16 protein-coding genes are annotated in these 16,440 nt (G+C 71.4%); 10 read left to right on the forward strand and 6 right to left on the reverse strand.

Annotation, left to right across the window (positions count from 1 at the left end; translation table 11 throughout):
• Nucleotides 1–4: 4 nt before the first annotated feature.
• A complete protein-coding gene (locus tag ADK36_RS26810) occupies nucleotides 5–475 on the reverse strand; it encodes a winged helix-turn-helix transcriptional regulator (RefSeq protein ID WP_053199366.1) in 471 nt (156 codons plus the stop codon).
• A 116-nt stretch (nucleotides 476–591) separates the two neighbouring features.
• Here ADK36_RS26810 and ADK36_RS26815 point away from each other — a divergent pair, with 116 nt between their 5' ends.
• Nucleotides 592–1,761, forward strand: a complete 1,170-nt coding sequence (locus ADK36_RS26815; protein WP_053199368.1) for a thiolase family protein — start codon at nucleotides 592–594, stop codon at nucleotides 1,759–1,761.
• A gap of 46 nt (nucleotides 1,762–1,807) precedes the next feature.
• On the opposite strand, the gene ADK36_RS26820 is transcribed toward ADK36_RS26815, so the two are convergent.
• On the reverse strand, nucleotides 1,808–2,584 hold the full coding sequence (locus ADK36_RS26820) for a TVP38/TMEM64 family protein (protein WP_053199370.1): 777 nt from the start codon (nucleotides 2,582–2,584) through the stop codon (nucleotides 1,808–1,810).
• Nucleotides 2,585–2,633: 49 nt separating this feature from the next.
• On the opposite strand from ADK36_RS26820, the gene ADK36_RS26825 reads away from it, so the two are divergent.
• The 3 genes from ADK36_RS26825 to ADK36_RS26835 all read left to right on the forward strand — a co-directional run bounded on the left by ADK36_RS26825 (nucleotide 2,634) and on the right by ADK36_RS26835 (nucleotide 5,770).
• A complete protein-coding gene (locus ADK36_RS26825) occupies nucleotides 2,634–3,356 on the forward strand; it encodes a DNA alkylation repair protein (protein ID WP_048584094.1) in 723 nt (240 codons plus the stop codon).
• A 283-nt stretch (nucleotides 3,357–3,639) separates the two neighbouring features.
• Nucleotides 3,640–4,809, forward strand: a complete 1,170-nt coding sequence (gene tuf, locus ADK36_RS26830) for an elongation factor Tu (RefSeq protein ID WP_048584095.1) — start codon at nucleotides 3,640–3,642, stop codon at nucleotides 4,807–4,809.
• A 115-nt stretch (nucleotides 4,810–4,924) separates the two neighbouring features.
• Entirely contained in the window at nucleotides 4,925–5,770 is an 846-nt protein-coding gene (locus ADK36_RS26835) for a spermidine synthase (RefSeq protein WP_199830253.1), read from the forward strand.
• On the opposite strand, the gene ADK36_RS26840 is transcribed toward ADK36_RS26835, so the two are convergent.
• Nucleotides 5,732–7,033: an MFS transporter gene (locus tag ADK36_RS26840; protein WP_053199372.1), complete on the reverse strand. Its 1,302-nt coding sequence runs from the start codon at nucleotides 7,031–7,033 to the stop codon at nucleotides 5,732–5,734. The two genes, ADK36_RS26835 and ADK36_RS26840, sit on opposite strands and share 39 nt — an antisense overlap.
• Nucleotides 7,034–7,196: 163 nt before the next feature.
• On the opposite strand from ADK36_RS26840, the gene ADK36_RS26845 reads away from it, so the two are divergent.
• The gene (locus ADK36_RS26845) at nucleotides 7,197–7,634 is read left to right on the forward strand and encodes a DUF4442 domain-containing protein (RefSeq protein WP_030052741.1); all 438 of its coding nucleotides are present in this window, start codon (nucleotides 7,197–7,199) and stop codon (nucleotides 7,632–7,634) included.
• A 68-nt stretch (nucleotides 7,635–7,702) separates the two neighbouring features.
• On the opposite strand, the gene galU is transcribed toward ADK36_RS26845, so the two are convergent.
• Nucleotides 7,703–8,668: a UTP--glucose-1-phosphate uridylyltransferase GalU gene (gene galU / locus ADK36_RS26850; protein WP_053199374.1), complete on the reverse strand. Its 966-nt coding sequence runs from the start codon at nucleotides 8,666–8,668 to the stop codon at nucleotides 7,703–7,705.
• Nucleotides 8,669–9,228: 560 nt separating this feature from the next.
• Here galU and ADK36_RS26855 point away from each other — a divergent pair.
• The 3 genes from ADK36_RS26855 to ADK36_RS26865 all read left to right on the forward strand — a co-directional run bounded on the left by ADK36_RS26855 (nucleotide 9,229) and on the right by ADK36_RS26865 (nucleotide 13,368).
• Entirely contained in the window at nucleotides 9,229–10,854 is a 1,626-nt protein-coding gene (locus ADK36_RS26855; protein ID WP_053199386.1) for an RICIN domain-containing protein, read from the forward strand.
• A 238-nt stretch (nucleotides 10,855–11,092) separates the two neighbouring features.
• Nucleotides 11,093–12,649, forward strand: a complete 1,557-nt coding sequence (locus ADK36_RS26860) for a carboxylesterase/lipase family protein (RefSeq protein WP_234329887.1) — start codon at nucleotides 11,093–11,095, stop codon at nucleotides 12,647–12,649.
• 74 nt (nucleotides 12,650–12,723) lie between these two features.
• Entirely contained in the window at nucleotides 12,724–13,368 is a 645-nt protein-coding gene (locus ADK36_RS26865) for a DedA family protein (protein ID WP_048584101.1), read from the forward strand.
• A 91-nt stretch (nucleotides 13,369–13,459) separates the two neighbouring features.
• Here ADK36_RS26865 and ADK36_RS26870 read toward each other — a convergent pair whose 3' ends face one another.
• Nucleotides 13,460–13,990 (reverse strand): gamma carbonic anhydrase family protein, encoded by a 531-nt coding sequence (locus tag ADK36_RS26870; RefSeq protein WP_048584102.1) that lies wholly within the window; start codon nucleotides 13,988–13,990, stop codon nucleotides 13,460–13,462.
• 109 nt (nucleotides 13,991–14,099) lie between these two features.
• Between ADK36_RS26870 and ADK36_RS26875 the strand changes: the two genes are divergently transcribed.
• Nucleotides 14,100–14,897, forward strand: coding sequence for an acyltransferase (locus tag ADK36_RS26875; RefSeq protein WP_048584103.1), 798 nt, complete (start codon nucleotides 14,100–14,102; stop codon nucleotides 14,895–14,897).
• Nucleotide 14,898: 1 nt separating this feature from the next.
• Here ADK36_RS26875 and ADK36_RS26880 read toward each other — a convergent pair whose 3' ends face one another.
• Nucleotides 14,899–15,756: a DMT family transporter gene (locus ADK36_RS26880; protein WP_048584129.1), complete on the reverse strand. Its 858-nt coding sequence runs from the start codon at nucleotides 15,754–15,756 to the stop codon at nucleotides 14,899–14,901.
• A 103-nt stretch (nucleotides 15,757–15,859) separates the two neighbouring features.
• On the opposite strand from ADK36_RS26880, the gene ADK36_RS26885 reads away from it, so the two are divergent.
• Nucleotides 15,860–16,432: a helix-turn-helix domain-containing protein gene (locus ADK36_RS26885; RefSeq protein ID WP_048584104.1), complete on the forward strand. Its 573-nt coding sequence runs from the start codon at nucleotides 15,860–15,862 to the stop codon at nucleotides 16,430–16,432.
• Nucleotides 16,433–16,440: the final 8 nt, after the last annotated feature.

Here is a 16,440-nt window from a genome sequence, read left to right on the forward strand (position 1 = left end):
CCGCCTACGCGGCTGACGGCCCCGACACCGTCCAACCGGACACCTGGGGGTGGGCCGCCAGGTCCTCGTGCCGCACCGGGTCGCCGCAGGCCCGGCAGGTGACGACCGGGGCCAGTTCGTTGCCGCAGACGTGCTCGATCACCATGGGGCGGTCGTCGTCCTTGCGGAGATGGCGGTCGCCCCATGCCATGAGGGTCATCAGAACCGGCTCCAGCTCCAGTCCCGCCTGCGTCGGCCGGTACTCGAACCGCTGCGGACGCTCGCTGTAGGCGCGCTTGGTGAGGATGCCGGCGTCGACGAGGCGGCGCAGCCGGGTGGCCAGGATGTCGCGCGGGGCGCCGATGTTGCGCACGAGCTGGTCGAAGCGGCCGTTGCCCAGGCACACCTCACGCAGGACCAGCAGGGAGTACTTCTCGCCGACGAGCGCCAGGGCGTCGGCGATGGAACAGGGGCGCGGATCTTTGGTGGCGGCCATGCCGCTCAGTCTAAGCGGCGGGTTCGACTTTCCAACCCGATTGGTTTGATTTTCCAACCCATGAGGTTATGGTGAGTTTGGATTTCCTACTCACCGGTAATCGGGAGGCCCGCACCATGCGTGACGCCGTCATCGTCGAAGCCGTACGCACCCCCATAGGCAAGGGCAAGCCGAACGGCTCCCTGGCACACGTCCACCCCGTCGAGCTCCTCGCCCACACCCTGCGCACCCTCGTCGAGCGCTCGGGTGTCGACCCGGCGCTGATCGACGACGTGATCGGCGGCACCGTCGACCAGGTCGGCGAGCAGGCCATGAACACCACCCGTTACGCCGCCCTTTCGGCGGGCTTCCCGGAGACGGTCCCGGCGACCACCGTGGACCGCCAGTGCGGCTCCTCCCAGCAGTCCGTGCACTTCGCCGCCCAGGGCGTCATCTCGGGCGCGTACGACCTGGTCGTCGCCTGTGGCGTCGAGTCGATGAGCCGGGTGCCGATGTGGTCCAACGTGCCGCCCGGCAAGGACCCCTTCGGCCCCGGCGTCGCCGAGCGCTACCCGGAAGGGCTCGTCCCGCAGGGCATCAGCGCCGAGCTCATCGCCGCCAAGTGGTCGATCACCCGCGAGCAGATGGACGCGTTCGCCGTCTCCTCGCACCGCAAGGCGGCCGCGGCCTGGGACAACGGCCTCTTCGACAGTGAGGTCGCACCCCTGGACGGCCTCTCCCGCGACGAGTGCGTACGACCGGGCAGCACCCCCGAGATCCTCGCCGGCCTCAAGCCCGCCTACCACGACCCGGTCTTCGCCGAGCGCTTCCCGCAGATCGAGTGGAACGTCACCGCGGGCAACGCCAGCCCCGTCAACGACGGCGCCTCCGCCGTCCTCATCACCTCCAGCGAGACCGCCGCCCGCCTCGGCCTGCGCCCCCTCGCCCGCCTGCACAGCTTCGCCGTCACCGGATCCGACCCGATCCTCATGCTCACCGGTGTGGTCCCGGCGACGGAGAAGGTGCTGCGCCGGGCGGGCCTGTCCCTCGGCGACATCGACCTCTTCGAGGTCAACGAGGCATTCTCCAGCGTGGTCCTGGCCTGGCAGCAGGAGACCGGCGCCGACCTGGCCAAGGTCAACGTGCACGGCGGCGCGATCGCGATCGGTCACCCGCTCGGCGCCAGCGGCACCCGTCTCACGACGACCCTGGTGCACGCGATGCGCGAGCGCGGCGCCCGCTACGCGCTGCAGACGATGTGCGAGGCGGGCGGCCTCGCCAACGCGATGATCCTGGAGACGGTGTAGGCGGATCCGATCCGCAGGTGACTGAACGGCGGAACCGCGGAACGGCTCAGTGGCCGCGAAGGTGGTGGCGCTTGCGCCATGCCACCACCACACCGGCCAGCGCCGGTACGGCGATGCAGGCCAACGCGATCAGGAAGGCGGGCGACGTCGGCGCGGAGGCGCGGGCGCCGGCGACGACGTACGCGGCGGTGTTGGGGATCGACCCGAGCGCCGTCGCCAGCAGGAACGGGACGTACCCCATCCGCGAGACGGCGGCGGCGTAGTTCGCGGCCCAGAACGGCACACCGGGGAACAGCCGCACCGCCAGCATCGAGCGGAATCCGTGCTTGCTGAACTGGCCGTCCGCCGCCTTCAGCCACCGGCCGCGCAGCAACGGGCGCAGTGCCTCCTGGCCCAGCAGCCGGCCCAGCCCGAAGGCGATGCCCGCGCCCAGCACCGTGCCCGCCAGGGCCGCGCCGATGCCCCACTCGGAGCCGAAGAGCGCGCCCGCCGCGAGGTTCAGCAGCGGCCGCGGCACGAAGGCCACCGTGACCAGGCCGTACGCCACCGCGAACAGCACCACCGCGGCCGAGCCCTCGATCTGGGGCGGCCAGCCGTCCGCCAGGATCTTCTGCGGCTCGAAGAGCAGCACGGACGACGCGGCGGCCGCGAGCAGCAGCACGAGCAGGGACAGCCGCGACCACGGCGAGAGCAGCGTTCTCGTGCAGCGGGCGGCGAAGCCCCCGGGAACGGGGACGGTTACGGGGACAGCGAGCTCCGTGGCGGCGGCCCGGGGAGGGGCGATGGCGGTGCCCCCAGAGCGGGTGGTGGCATCGTCGAGCATCCGGCGACAGTAACCGACAAAGATGTGTGATCGCCGTATGGTTCGTCTCATGAGCGTCACAGGTGCGGGAACAACAGAAGTTCCGCGCAGTGATCTGGCCGACACGGTCCTGGAGCGGCTCACCGCCATGTACGGCGCCGCCGCGGACCCGGAGCGGGCCGCCGCCGCCCGGGCGTACATGAAGGACGTCGCCCCCTTCCTCGGCGTCCCGACGCCCGAGCGCCGCGCCCTGTCCCGCACCGTCCTTCAGGGCACACCGCGCCCCGACGAGGCCGACTGCACGGCCATCGCACTGCGCTGCTGGCAGCTTCCCGAGCGCGAGTACCACTACTTCGCCGTCGACTATCTGCGCCGGCACGTGGGGCGCTGTTCCTCCGGTTTCCTTCCGGTGACCCGGCAGCTGATCACCACCGTCTCCTGGTGGGACACCGTCGACCTGCTCGCCGCCCACGTCGTCGGCGGACTCGTCGCCGCCGACCCGAAGCTCACGGAGGACATGGACGCCTGGATCGCCGACGACGACCTGTGGGTCGCCCGCACCGCCCTGCTCCACCAGCTGCGTTACAAGGAACACACCGACTCCCGGCGCCTCTTCGCATACTGCCTGCGCCAGTCCGGGCACCCGGACTTCTTCATCCGCAAGGCCATCGGCTGGTGTCTGCGCGAGTACGCCAAGACCGACCCGGACGCCGTACGGGACTTCCTGGCGCGGGAGCGGGGGCGGTTCGCACCGCTGTCGGTGCGGGAGGCGCTGAAGAACATCGGCGCCTGAAGTCCCGTAGGTCTCGTAAGTCCCGTACCGCGAAAAACCATTCGACGTCGGGCAAAGCGTCGACGATGATCGACGTCATGTTCCGGCACGCCTTCCTCTTCGCAGCATCCGCGGTCGCGGATGCCCCGAAGGCTGCCGTTCTCGTCTTCCTGGCTGCCGTCGACGGCGCCCGAAGCTGACCCTCCCCGGACAGTCCGGCGGACCCCGCAGGGGGAGGGTCGGCAAGTCCTTGGGGTCCCCCTCTCCTACGCAGAGACTTCTGTAGAGACTTCGAGGTACAGCCATGCCCAAGACGGCATACGTGCGCACCAAACCGCATCTGAACATCGGCACGATGGGTCATGTCGACCACGGCAAGACCACGTTGACCGCCGCCATCACCAAGGTCCTCGCCGAGCGCGGAGCCGGCACGTTCGTGCCCTTCGACCGCATCGACCGGGCGCCGGAGGAGGCCGCGCGCGGCATCACCATCAACATCGCGCACGTCGAGTACGAGACCGACACCCGCCACTACGCGCACGTCGACATGCCCGGCCACGCCGACTACGTCAAGAACATGGTCACCGGCGCCGCGCAGCTGGACGGGGCGATCCTCGTCGTCTCCGCGCTCGACGGGATCATGCCGCAGACCGCCGAACACGTGCTGCTCGCCCGGCAGGTGGGCGTCGACCACATCGTCGTCGCCCTCAACAAGGCCGACGCGGGCGACGAGGAGCTCATCGACCTCGTCGAGCTGGAGGTCCGCGACCTGCTCACCGAGCACGGCTACGGCGGCGACGCCGCGCCCGTCGTACGGGTGTCGGGGCTGAAGGCCCTGGAAGGCGACCCGAAGTGGACGGCTTCCGTCGAGGCGCTGCTCGACGCGGTGGACACGTACGTGCCGATGCCCGAGCGGTATGTGGACGCGCCGTTCCTGCTGCCCGTCGAGAACGTGCTCACCATCACCGGCCGGGGAACCGTCGTCACCGGCGCGGTCGAGCGAGGTACCGTGCGGGTGGGCGACCGGGTCGAAGTGCTCGGGGCCGGGCTGGAGTCCGTGGTCACCGGCCTGGAGACCTTCGGCAAGCCGATGGACGAGGCGCAGGCCGGGGACAACGTGGCGCTGTTGCTGCGCGGGGTTCCGCGGGACGCCGTCCGGCGGGGGCATGTCGTGGCCGCGCCGGGGAGTGTGGTGCCTCGGAGTCGGTTCTCGGCGCAGGTGTATGTGTTGTCGGCGCGTGAAGGTGGTCGTTCGACGCCGGTTTCCAGTGGCTATCGGCCTCAGTTCTACATCCGTACGGCGGATGTGGTGGGGAACGTCGACCTCGGTGCGGTTGCGGTCGCGCGGCCTGGACAGACGGTCACCATGACCGTTGAGCTGGGGCGTGAGGTGCCTTTGGAGCCCGGGCTCGGATTCGCCATCCGTGAGGGCGGGCGGACCGTCGGGGCGGGAACCGTCACAGCCGTTGAATGAGGGTTGTGCGGTTCGTGGGGGACTGCGGGTCCATCGTGGCTGGTCGCGCAGTCCCCCGCACCCCTGAAAGGGGCGCTCCCGTGCCCCTGTCGAAAGTCCCCGGCACAATATGGAGGTGAGCGAACCCATACCCGTCACCCGGTCCGTCGACTACGGCACCGCCAAGCTGATGCCCGACGTCGACCGGAAGCGGGCCTGGCTGCTCACCGTCGACGGTGCTCCGCAGTCGTATGTCGATCTGGACGAGCCGGAGTATCTGGAGTTCGAGTACGCGCGCCGCCTCGGGCATGTCCTGGACACCGTCGCGGAGCCGGGGCGGGCGCTGGACGTGCTGCATCTCGGGGGTGGGGCGCTCACCCTGCCCCGGTATCTGGCCGTCACCCGGCCCGGCTCGCGGCAGGACGTCGTCGAGGCAGATCGGGGGTTGCTGGAGCTGGTCGTCGAGCATCTGCCGGTTCCGGACGGGGCCGGCATCCGGCTGCACGCCGGGGACGCGCGCGCCTGGCTGGAGGCGGCCCCGGACGACTCCGCCGACGTGCTGGTCGCCGATGTCTTCGGCGGGTCACGGGTGCCGGCGCATCTGACGTCGGTCGCGTACGTCCGAGAGGCCGAGCGGGTGCTGCGGGGGAGCGGCGTCTATCTGGCGAACCTCGCCGACGCCGCGCCGTTCGCCTTCCTGCGCTCCCAGCTCGCCACCTACGCCACGCTCTTCGAGGAGCTGGTGCTGATCGCCGAGCCGGGTGTGCTGCGCGGCCGGCGGTTCGGCAACGCGGTGCTCGTCGCCGCGCACCGGCCCCTCGACACGGCCGCCCTGGTCCGGCTCACCGCCTCCGACGCCTTCCCGGCCCGGGTCGAACAGGGGCTCGCCCTGCGGCGGTTCATCGGCGGGGCGCGGCCGGTGCGGGACGAGGACGCCGTGCCGTCACCCGAGCCCCCCGACGGGGCGTTCAGCATCGGCTGAGTCGAGCCGGGTTCCGGCGGTCACCTGCTTGGTACGACGCCGTAGGTTCCGTACGTCCGGTACGCACAGGACCGCGGCCGTGACGACCACGACGAGCGCGGCGCAGCCCCACAGTGCCGACGTGCGCCCGAACGCCGTCTCCGCCGGGCCGGCCAGCGCGGTCGCCAGCGGGACCAGGGCGACCGAGCCGAACCAGTCGTACGCGCACACCCGGGACAGCTTCTCCTCCGGGATCTCCTGATGGAGCGCGGTCATCCAGGAGACGCCGAACACCTCCAGCGTCACGCCGGTCAGGAACATCACCGCGCACAGGACGGCGACCGGTACCGGCACGGCGAGCGCGGCGGAGGGGAGGGCGAGCGGGAAGACGCACAGGGTGCCGGCGAGGAGCAGCCGGCGCGGCTTCCAGCGGGTCATGAGCAGCGCGCCGGCGACCGTGCCCGCCCCGAAGAAGCCCAGGGCCAGGCCCCACGGGCCCGCCCCGCCGAGATGGTCCCGGGCGACGAGCGGGCCGTAGACGGCGTCGGCGGCGCCGACGACCGCGTTGGCGATGGAGAACTGGACGACGATGGCCCACAGCCACGGCCGCCCGGCGAACTCCCGCCAGCCGTCCCGCAGATCCGCGAGCATGCCGCCGCCCGGCGTGCGCGCCGGAACGTGACTCACGTCGAGGAACGCCCGCAGGGAACCGGCGACCGCGAAGGCCGCCGCGTCCGCCGCCAGCACCCACCCGGGCCCGATCGCGGCCACCATGGCACCGCCGAGCGCGGCACCGCCGACCGCCGCCCCCTGCATCGCCATCCGGAACACGGCGAACGCCCGGCTCGCCTGCTCCCCCCGGACCGAAGACAGGAGCATGCCCTCGGCCGCCGGGCTGAAGAACGCCTGGCCGGTGCCGCCGAGGGCGGTCAGCAGCATCATCTGCCACAGCTGCGCCTCCCCGGTCAGGATCAGCGCGGCGAAGGCGGCTTGCGAGAGGCAGTTGAGGGCGTTGGCCGCGACCATCACGCGGTGCCGCGGGAGACGGTCCGCGACGGCGCCGCCGATCAGCAGGAAGAGCACCAGGGGCAGGGTGCGGGCGGCGGCCACGAGCCCCACGTCACCGCCGTCGCCGCCCGCCTCCAGGACGGCGAACGCCGCGGCGATCAGCGCACCGTGACTGCCGAGGTTCGTGACGAACGCCGCGGCGGTCAGCAGGCTGTAGTTGCGGCCCGCCCAGGAGGGGCGGCGGGAGCGGGGGCGGAGATCGGCGGCGGAGGTCACCGGCCGACTATCGCGGCCCCGACGCCGGTTTGCCAAACGAATTGCAGGTCACGGGCCGGTTGCACCACTTCGTCCGCCAGGGCGTACGACGCTCGTCACATCGCATCGGCCTGTTCCCCGGTACCTACTCATGGGTAACATGGCGGCCATGAGCGCAGACCAGATGTCGATCGGCGAGATGCTCGCCGCCACCGTGCCGATGGCCCGGACCCTGAACCTCCAGTTCCTGGAGACCACGCCGGAGAAGGCCGTGGTGGCTCTGCCGGACCAGAGCGAGTACCACAACCATGTGGGCGGGCCGCACGCCGGCGCCATGTTCACGCTCGGGGAGTCCGCCAGCGGGGCGATCGTGCTGGCCGCGTTCGGTGACCAGCTCTCGCGTGCCGTGCCGCTCGCCGTCAGCGCCGAGATCTCCTACAAGAAGCTCGCCATGGGCGCCGTCACGGCCACCGCGACGCTGGGCCGCCCGGCCGCCGAGGTCGTGGCGCAGCTGGACGCGGGGGAGCGCCCCGAGTTCCCCGTGGCCATCGAGATCCAGCGCGGTGACGGCGCCGTCACCGGGGAGATGACCGTCGTCTGGACCCTGCGGCCGAACGGCTGAGCCCTACGGCGCGGAAGCGAGCAGGGGCCCTGTGCGGGGCCCCTGTCCTTCCTCCGGGCCGCCGGCGCTCAAGCCGCGAACCGGTCCCGCCTTGCCCCGGTGGCCTCCAGGCCCGCCACGAACTGCTTCAGCCAGGCCACGAACTCCGGCCCCAGGTCCGCCCGGTCGCACGCCAGCCGAACCACCGTGCGCAGATAGTCCGCCCTGTCGCCGGTGTCGTAGCGCAGGCCGTCGAACACGACTCCGTGGACCGTCCCGTCCGCCGCGAGTTCCCGTAGGGCGTCGGTCAGCTGGATCTCGCCGCCGCGCCCGGGCGGGGTGCGGTCCAGGACGCCGAAGACGGCCGGGTCGAGGACGTAGCGGCCGATGACCGCGTAACGGCTCGGCGCGTCCTCGCGCGACGGCTTCTCCACGAGACCCGTGACGCGGACGACGCCGTCCTCCCCCGGCCGCGACGGCTCGACGGCCGCACAGCCATAGAGGTGGATCTGCTCGGGCGGGACCTCCATGAGGGCGACCACACTGCCCTCGTAACGGTCGCGGACGTCCAGCATCCGGCTGAGCAGGGTCTCGCGCGGGTCGATGAGGTCGTCGCCCAGGAGGACGGCGAACGGCTGGTCCCCGACGTGATGGCGGGCGCACAGCACCGCGTGACCGAGACCGAGGGGGTCGCCCTGGCGGATGTGGTGGATGTCGGCGAGCCGGGCCGGGTCGCGCACCGCGTCCAGCCGTACGGTGTCGCCCTTGGCCGCGAGTGCCTGCTCCAGCTCGAAGGCGTGGTCGAAGTGGTCCTCGATGGCCCGCTTGTGTCGACCGGTGATCATCAGCACGTCGTCGAGACCGGCCGCCGCGGCCTCCTCCACGACGTACTGGATGGCCGGCTTGTCGACGACCGGCAGCATCTCCTTGGGGGTCGCCTTGGTCGCGGGCAGGAAGCGCGTGCCGAGTCCTGCCGCCGGGACGACCGCCTTGCGGACGGTGCGGGCCCGTTCGGGGGCGGGCTCGGACAGGGGTGTCGTGTGGGGGACGATCATGCGGCTCATGGTGGAGCACGGGGATGAGAGCACGCCGAGAGAAACCTCGGAGCTTCCTGTGCGGCATGCGGAATTGAAGATTCCGTGGACCAATGCGCCTTGTCTGCACACAACTTGACGCCTGGCGGACGGCGATTTCGAATGTGGGTGCGGATACCGGCGGTAACTTTTCTGAATTCCTTGGTTTTTGAACGTTGGTCACTCGAACTTCTTGTTTCCTGCGCGTTGCTTGTGCGAAAGTGAGCGACCCGATAGCCGGTCCACATCCGACGCGGCCTAGGTATGCACCAATCAAGCACCTGCTTTCCGACGGACGCGCATTCCCCTTGTCGTCCTGCGGCTGGGAAGGAAATGGTTCAGTGCAATCCCCTTACCCCCCACGACCGCCGTACCCGCCACGGCCCGGGGTGAGCCTCGGAGAGTCCGACCGCGATCTCGTCGCGAGCCTGGGCAAAGCCGATGCGAACGCCCGTGCCGTCGCCCTGCTGATGGCACGGCACTGGCGTGCCACCTACGACTACGCGGCCATCTGCCTGGTGTCCACGGCGAGTTCGGCCGCCATGGTGGCCGCCGCGGCGTTCCATCGCGTGCTCGGCCGACCCGCCGGCGGCGCACTGCGCCCTCAACTGCTCACCGCCGTACGGGAGCTGGTGAAGGAGTGGGTGGCCGACGGCGGTATTTCCGCCCTCATGCCGGAACTCGGCAAACCGACCGGCGGGCGCGGGCTGCGCGCCGCGCGGTCCGTGACGCCCGAAAGGCGGCAAATCGCCGAGCGCGCATTCCGGGCTCTGCCGGGGGCCTCGCAATGCCTCCTCTGGCACACCGAGGTCGAAGCCGAACCGATAACCATACCCACTGGTCTGCTGGGGGTGGATGCGGACACCGCGTCGGCGGCGCTGGAGGGAGTGCGCGAGCAATTCCGGACGGGCTGCGTACGCGCCCATCGCGAACTCGCGCCCACCCGGGAATGCCGCTACTACAACCGCCTCCTCGATGTCCCCATGCGCCGGGGCGGCGCCCTGCTGCCCGATGTCCAACAGCATCTGACGGAGTGCCGCTACTGCCGTCACGCCGCCGAGCAGCTCAGCCATTTCGAGGGCGGCCTGGACGTACTGCTCGCCGAAACCGTGCTCGGCTGGGGCGCCCGGCGCTATCTCGACTCCCGGCCCGGACGAGGCGGCTCCGCAACGACACCGTGCGACCGCCGCCGACGCGGCGGACGGCACCGCCCCGAGCGGCTCGACCCGCCACGCGGACGCGCGAGGGCCCTCGCCGTGGGAGTCGGTGTGTCCTCGCTCGCCCTGCTCGTGACGGTCCTCACCGCCAGGGGCTGGACCGAGGAGAACGGCGTCCCCGGCCCGCACGCCACCTGGGGCGCACCCAGCGGCAGGACCGCGCACCCGGGTGCCGTGTCCCCGCCCTCCTCCGGCGGATCACCCTCGGCCGCCTCGGCCGAGGAACCCGTCGAGATCGCCCAGGGCAGGCTCCGCAACCTCGACCGCGGCCTGTGTCTGGACCTCCGTGACGGCGAGGTCCGCACCGGTGCCCGGGCCGAGCTGGCCCAGTGCTCGTCCGCCGTGTCCCAGCAGTGGTCGTACCGGGACAACGGCCTGCTGCGCAGCGCCGCCGACCCCACCCTGTGCCTCGACTCCGGCCCCGACGAGGGCGTGGTCGTCCTGGCGAACTGCCTCGCGCACGCCGGCGAGGTGCGCTACGACCTCACCGTCCACGGCGAACTCCTGCCCCGCCGCTCCGAGGGGCTGGCGGTCGCGTCCGGCAAGGGCGTGAGCGTGGTGCTCGACGAGCGGGACGGATCCGAGGCACAGCGCTGGCTGCTCGACGGAGGGCTCGCGGACGTACGCGAGGAGGGGCCCGAGGAGGGACCCGAGAAGCGGCTCCAGCAGGAGGAGCCGCGCGAGGAGAAGGACACCGCGCCCGTGGTACCCGAGCGCGAGTCGCCGGACGGCGCCGTCCCCGAACTCCCGCAGGGCGGGCCGGAGGAGGACCCGCAGCCGCGGTACGAGACACGGTATGTCCAGGACGAATCCGGCTACGAGGCCGAGCCGGCCACCCCCGTCCCCGCCGCCCCCGTCGATGCCGTAGCGGCCCTCCCGGCCGAGGCGCCGGCCACCGTGGCCACGATCGTCGGCACCGCCACGAGCAGGCTCGACTCCGCCCTCCACTAGTCCAGCCACCAGCCAGGGTCACCCCGGTCCCCGGCGCGCCGGGGTGACACTTCAGCCCCTTCAGACGTTCAGCCCTCAGTCCCCCCAGTCTCCCCAGTCCCCTTCGCCCCTTCGGCTCTGATCGATGTCAGACGTCATTCAGCCGTTCCTCGTTCACGTCATTGACACGAGTCACTGTGGTTCGTAGTTTTCCCGCCGCGCCAGTGGTTCCCATGCTCACGAACGCGAAGGTGGACCCGTGATCCGTCGTATGTCCGTCGCACTGATGGCCCTCGCGGCCGCACTCGTCACCCCCGTGCCCGCACAGGCCGCCGACGACCCCGTCGTCCGCACCACCGCGGGCTGGGTGCGGGGGGAAACCACCGCCGAGGGACGCCAGTTCCTCGGTATCCCTTACGCCGAGCCACCCGTCGGAAAGCTCCGTTGGAAGGAGCCGCGACCCGTCCGGCCCTGGCAAGGAGTGCGGGCGGCGCGGGACTTCGGCAACAAGTGTGTGCAGGGGGTGAGTTGGGACCCCGGCTATGAGCGACCCAGCCACACCGAGGACTGTCTCGACCTCAATGTGTACGCCCCCGCGGGCGCCGCCCGTCGTGCGGTCATGGTCTGGTTCCACGGGGGAGGACTCACCGGCGGGGCCGGTCAGGACGTCGTCCCCGACACCTTCGCCCGGCAGACCGGCACGGTCGTCGTCACCGTCAACTACCGCCTCGGGGCGATGGGCTTCCTCGCCACGGCCGGCCTCGACGACGAGGCGCGCGACGGGGTCTCCGGCAACTTCGGCATGCTCGACCAGCAGGCCGCCCTGCGCTGGGTCCGGGCCAACATCGGCCACTTCGGCGGCGACCCGGGCCGCGTGACCATCGCGGGCGAGTCGGCGGGCGGTCGCTCGGTCTGCACCCAGCTGGCCTCGCCGTCGGCGAAGGGCCTCTACCGGGCGGGGATCATCCAGAGCGGGGCGTACGGCGACTGCGGTGCGCGTCCGCACGGGACGGCTGTGTCCCAGGGCGCCGCCTTCGCGGAGAAGCTCGGCTGCACCGACCTGGCCTGTCTGCGCGCCAAGCCGGCCGCCGAGATCCTGGCCGCGCAGAACGGCTTCGACTGGGCGCCGGTGGTCGGCGGCGCCTTCCTGCCGAGGCAGCCGCAGGAGGCGTTCGAACGCGGGGCCGCAGCCGGGGTGCCGGTCATGAACGGGGCCAACCAGGACGAGGGCCGACTGTTCGCCTTCGCCCGGTTCGACGTGAACGGCACGCCGCTCACCGCCGAGCAGTACCCGGCCGTCATGCGGGCGGACTACGGCGACGAGGCCCTCGCAAGCTACCCCCTGTCGTCGTACCCCTCCCCGACCATCGCGTACGCCACCGCCCAGGGCGACCAGATGTTCGCCTGCTCGGCGCTCCGCCTCGACGGCACGCTCGCCGGACGCGGCCAGGTCTACATGTACGAGTTCGCCGACCGCACCTCCCCGCCCTTCGCCTCCCTGCGCAACCTCGGCACGGACTTCGACTTCGGCGCCACCCACGTCAATGAGCTCCAGTACCTGTTCAAGCACTTCGGCCTGGAGTCACCGCTGAACGCCGAGCAGCGGACGCTGGCCCGGCAGATGATCCAGTACTGGGGCTCCTTCGTCCGGGACGGCGAGCCGCGCGCCGCAGGACAGCCCGCGATGCCGGCCCGGCCGGGGACGGTACTGTCCCTCCGCACCGCATCCGCCCACGGCAATGTGCTGAGCACCACTGCGCACCGTGAGCACCAGTGCAACCTGTGGGACACCGAGACCGTCACACAGAACGGGTAGGCTGCCCCGGCGCGCGCTCGCAGGCCGAGCGTGCGCCGGGAACACAGGGTGCAGGACAGGGAGAGGAAGCGGCGTTGCACGTCCAGGAATGGCTCGAAACGGTGCCCCCGCTCGCCATCTATCTGCTGGTGGGCGTCGTCATCGGTCTGGAGAGCCTGGGCATTCCACTGCCCGGCGAGATCATCCTGGTCTCCTCCGCGCTCCTCGCCTCGCAGCACGGTGACATCGACCCCTTCGTGCTCGGCGCATGCGCCAGCGCGGGCGCGATCATCGGCGACTCCATCGGCTACGCCATCGGCCGCAAGGGCGGCCGTCCACTCCTGGCGTGGCTGGGCGGGAAATTCCCCAAGCACTTCAGCGAGGGGCACATCGCCACCGCCGAGCGGTCCTTCGAGAAGTGGGGCATGTGGGCCGTCTTCTTCGGCCGCTTCGTCGCCCTCCTGCGCATCTTCGCCGGCCCCCTCGCGGGCGTCCTGCGGATGCCGTACTGGAAGTTCCTCACCGCCAACGTCTTCGGCGGCATCCTCTGGGCGGGCGGCACGACCGCGGTCATCTACTACGTGGGCGTGGTCGCCGAGTCCTGGCTGAAGCGCTTCTCATGGCTGGGACTGGTCGCAGCGGTCCTGATCGGCCTGACGTCCATGCTGATCATCAAGCGCAAGGCGAAGAAGGCCCAGACGGCACACCGAGAGCCGGAACCGATCGGCGCCGGGGAGTAAGACGCCGCAAGGGGCGCGGGGCTGTATCGATGTGTGGCTCCGCCGCGCGGGCGCGACCAGCCACCGCGAACCCCGCGGACCGCGTACGGCCTTATGCCCCGTGCTCTTCCCGGTGAGCCTTCGCCAACTCCGCGTACATGGTGCCGTTGAGCGTGACGCCCTGACGTTCTTCCTCAGTGAGTTCCCGCTTCACCTTCGCCGGCACCCCCGCCACCAGCGACCCGGGCGGCACCCGCATCCCCTGCGGCACCAGGGCCTGTGCAGCGACCAGCGACCCCGCCCCGATCACCGCACCGTTCAGCACGGTCGCCCCCATCCCGATCAGACAGTCGTCCTCAACGGTCGCCCCATGCACTACGGCGTTATGGCCGACCGACACCCTCGCCCCGATGGTCACGGGAAACCCCGGGTCGGCATGGAGCGTGCAGTTGTCCTGCACATTGGACTGAGCCCCGACCGAGATCCGCTCCACGTCACCCCGGACCACCGCGCCGTACCAGACACTGGCCCCCGCCTGAAGCGTCACGTCCCCGATCACCGACGACGTCGGCGCCACAAACGCAGCCTCGTCGATCTTCGGTTCCCTGCCCCCGATACCCATGACCAGCGCCTTGTGCGTCATCGCCCTCTCCTTGCCGCCGACGTCCAGACGTACCGTACGACACCCGGTGGGGCGAAGATCACAGGCCCTCGACCGCATGAGGGAGCCGAACGCTCAGTACGGTGAGCGGGTGCTCAAGCGCAAGAACACGTTCTCGTCCTGGCGGCGCAGCATCACGCAGCGCGCCGTCCACGCGGGCTGGGCCTGGGCGCAGCGCACAGGTTCGGTGACCGCCGAAAACCCCGGCCGATTCCACTTCGGCTCGATCGGCGAGGCCACCCGGCTGGCCTTCCCGCTCGGCACCGTCTTCGGCGAACCCTGGATCCACCTCGGCTCCCACTGCATCGTCGGCGAGCAGGTGACGCTGACGGCCGGTCTGATGCCCGACCTCGACCTCGGCCCGGAGCCGATCCTGCGGATAGGGGACGGCGTCGTGCTGGGCCGCGGCAGCCATGTCATCGCCGACACGACGGTCACCATCGGCAGCGACTGCTACTTCGGGCCGTACGTCTACGTCACGTCCACGAACCACTCGTACGACGATCCGCACGAGCCCATCGGCAAGCAGTGGCCCCGCATGGAGCCGGTCGAGATCGGCCCGGGGTGCTGGATCGGCACCGGGGCCGTGATCCTGCCGGGGGCGCGGATCGGGCGGAACGTCGTGGTCGCGGCCGGCGCGGTGGTCCGGGGCGTGGTGCCCGACCACGCCGTGGTGGCGGGGGCGCCCGCCCGTGTCGTACGCCGCTGGACGCCCGACGACGGCTGGCAGCCGCCGCTGCGGACGCCCGCGCCGGTGCCGATACCCGACGGGATCACCCCGGAGCAGCTCCAGGCGCTGGCCGGGCTGGACGAGGAGACGGTGGCGAGGCTGGCGGAGCTGGAGGAGAAGCCGGCCGCCGAACTGGCCGAGCCGGCCACGGAGTCCTGAGTCAGCCGGTCGCCAGCAGCAGCGTGCCCACCAGCGCCAGTCCCGCGCCCGCCGCCTGCACCCCCCGCAGCCGTTCCCGCAGGAAGCCGCGCGCGGCCAGGGCGGTGACCACCGGGTACAGCGACGCGAGTACGGCCGCCACGGTGACCGGGCCGTGCTGGGCGGCGACCACATAGGTGCCGTTCGCCGCGACATCGGCGAGGCCGACGAAGGCGAGCGCCGGCAGGGAGCGCCAGGGGAAGGAGCCGTCCGGGAGGGCGGTGCCGCCGCGCCGCACGGAGGCGTACAGCGCGAGGCCCCCCGCCGCCACGTTGACCACACGCTGCACGAAGAGCGCCAGGAACAGACCGGTGACGGTGGTCGACGCCTCCGCGATCAGCGCGAACACCGTGCCGAAGCCGAAGGCCGCGACCAGCGTGAGCAGGATGGCCTGCCGCTGCACGGGCGCGCCCCGCAGCTGGGGTCCGCCCGCGAGCGCGATGCCTAGCACGGCGACGGCGATACCCGCGACCTGCGTCAGTCCGGGCCGCTCGCCGAGGAGGAGACCGACGCCGACCGGCACGGCGACGCCCACGGTGCCGAGCGGGGAGACCACGCCCATGGGGCCCAGCGCGAGCGCCTTGTAGAAGCAGAGCAGGGCGAGCGGGCCCACCAGGCCGGCGGCGACCGCGAACCACAGCTGCGGACCGGCCTCGCTCCAGCCGCCGGTGGCGACCACGATCACGCCGAGCACGGCGGCCGCGATGGCCTGCGAGACGACGACCACCGTGAGCGCCGGGGTGCGCCGCGTCAGCAGTCCGCCGCCGAAGTCGGCCAGCCCCCACAGCAGGCTGGTGGCCAGGGCGAAGAGTGCTGTCACGGGAGCCTCGCAGTACAGTTCGGTGCACGATCGGGTGCACCTCACGGTAGTGCAGTCAGGTGAACTCTGTCATCCATGATATTGGACTCCGCAAGGACGGAATGTGTCGGACCTCGACCTGCTGACCCAGTCCCTGGCGCGCAACGTCAAACGCTGGCGCACCGAGCGCGGCTTCACCCTGGACACGCTCGCCGCGCGGGCCGGGGTCAGCCGCGGCATGCTCATCCAGATCGAACAGGCCCGCACCAACCCGAGCCTCGGCACCGTGGTCAAGATCGGCGACGCGCTCGGTGTCAGCATCACGACGCTCCTCGACTACGAGCAGGGGCCCAAGGTGCGCGTCGTCCCGCCGGAGCAGGTGGTCCGGCTGTGGCACACGGACGCGGGCAGCTACAGCAAGCTCCTCGCGGGCGCGGAGGCGCCCGGCCCGCTGGAGATGTGGGGCTGGAAGCTGATGCCGGGCGAGAGCAGCGGATCCGACCCGCACCCCGTCGGCACCGTCGAGATCGCCCATGTCACGGCGGGCGAACTCACCCTGACCGTCGAGGGTGTGGAGTACCGCGTCCCGGCCGGCTCCAGCGTCACCTTCGAGGCCAACGCCCCCCACATCTACGCCAATCAGGGCGATGTCCCGATGGAGATGACGCTGACGGTGTCGGTCCCGCTCGTGCACTGAGACGCCAG

Origin of the sequence: Streptomyces viridochromogenes (assembly GCF_001270495.1) — a bacterium.
GTDB classification, from domain to species: Bacteria; Actinomycetota; Actinomycetes; order Streptomycetales; family Streptomycetaceae; genus Streptomyces; species Streptomyces viridochromogenes_A.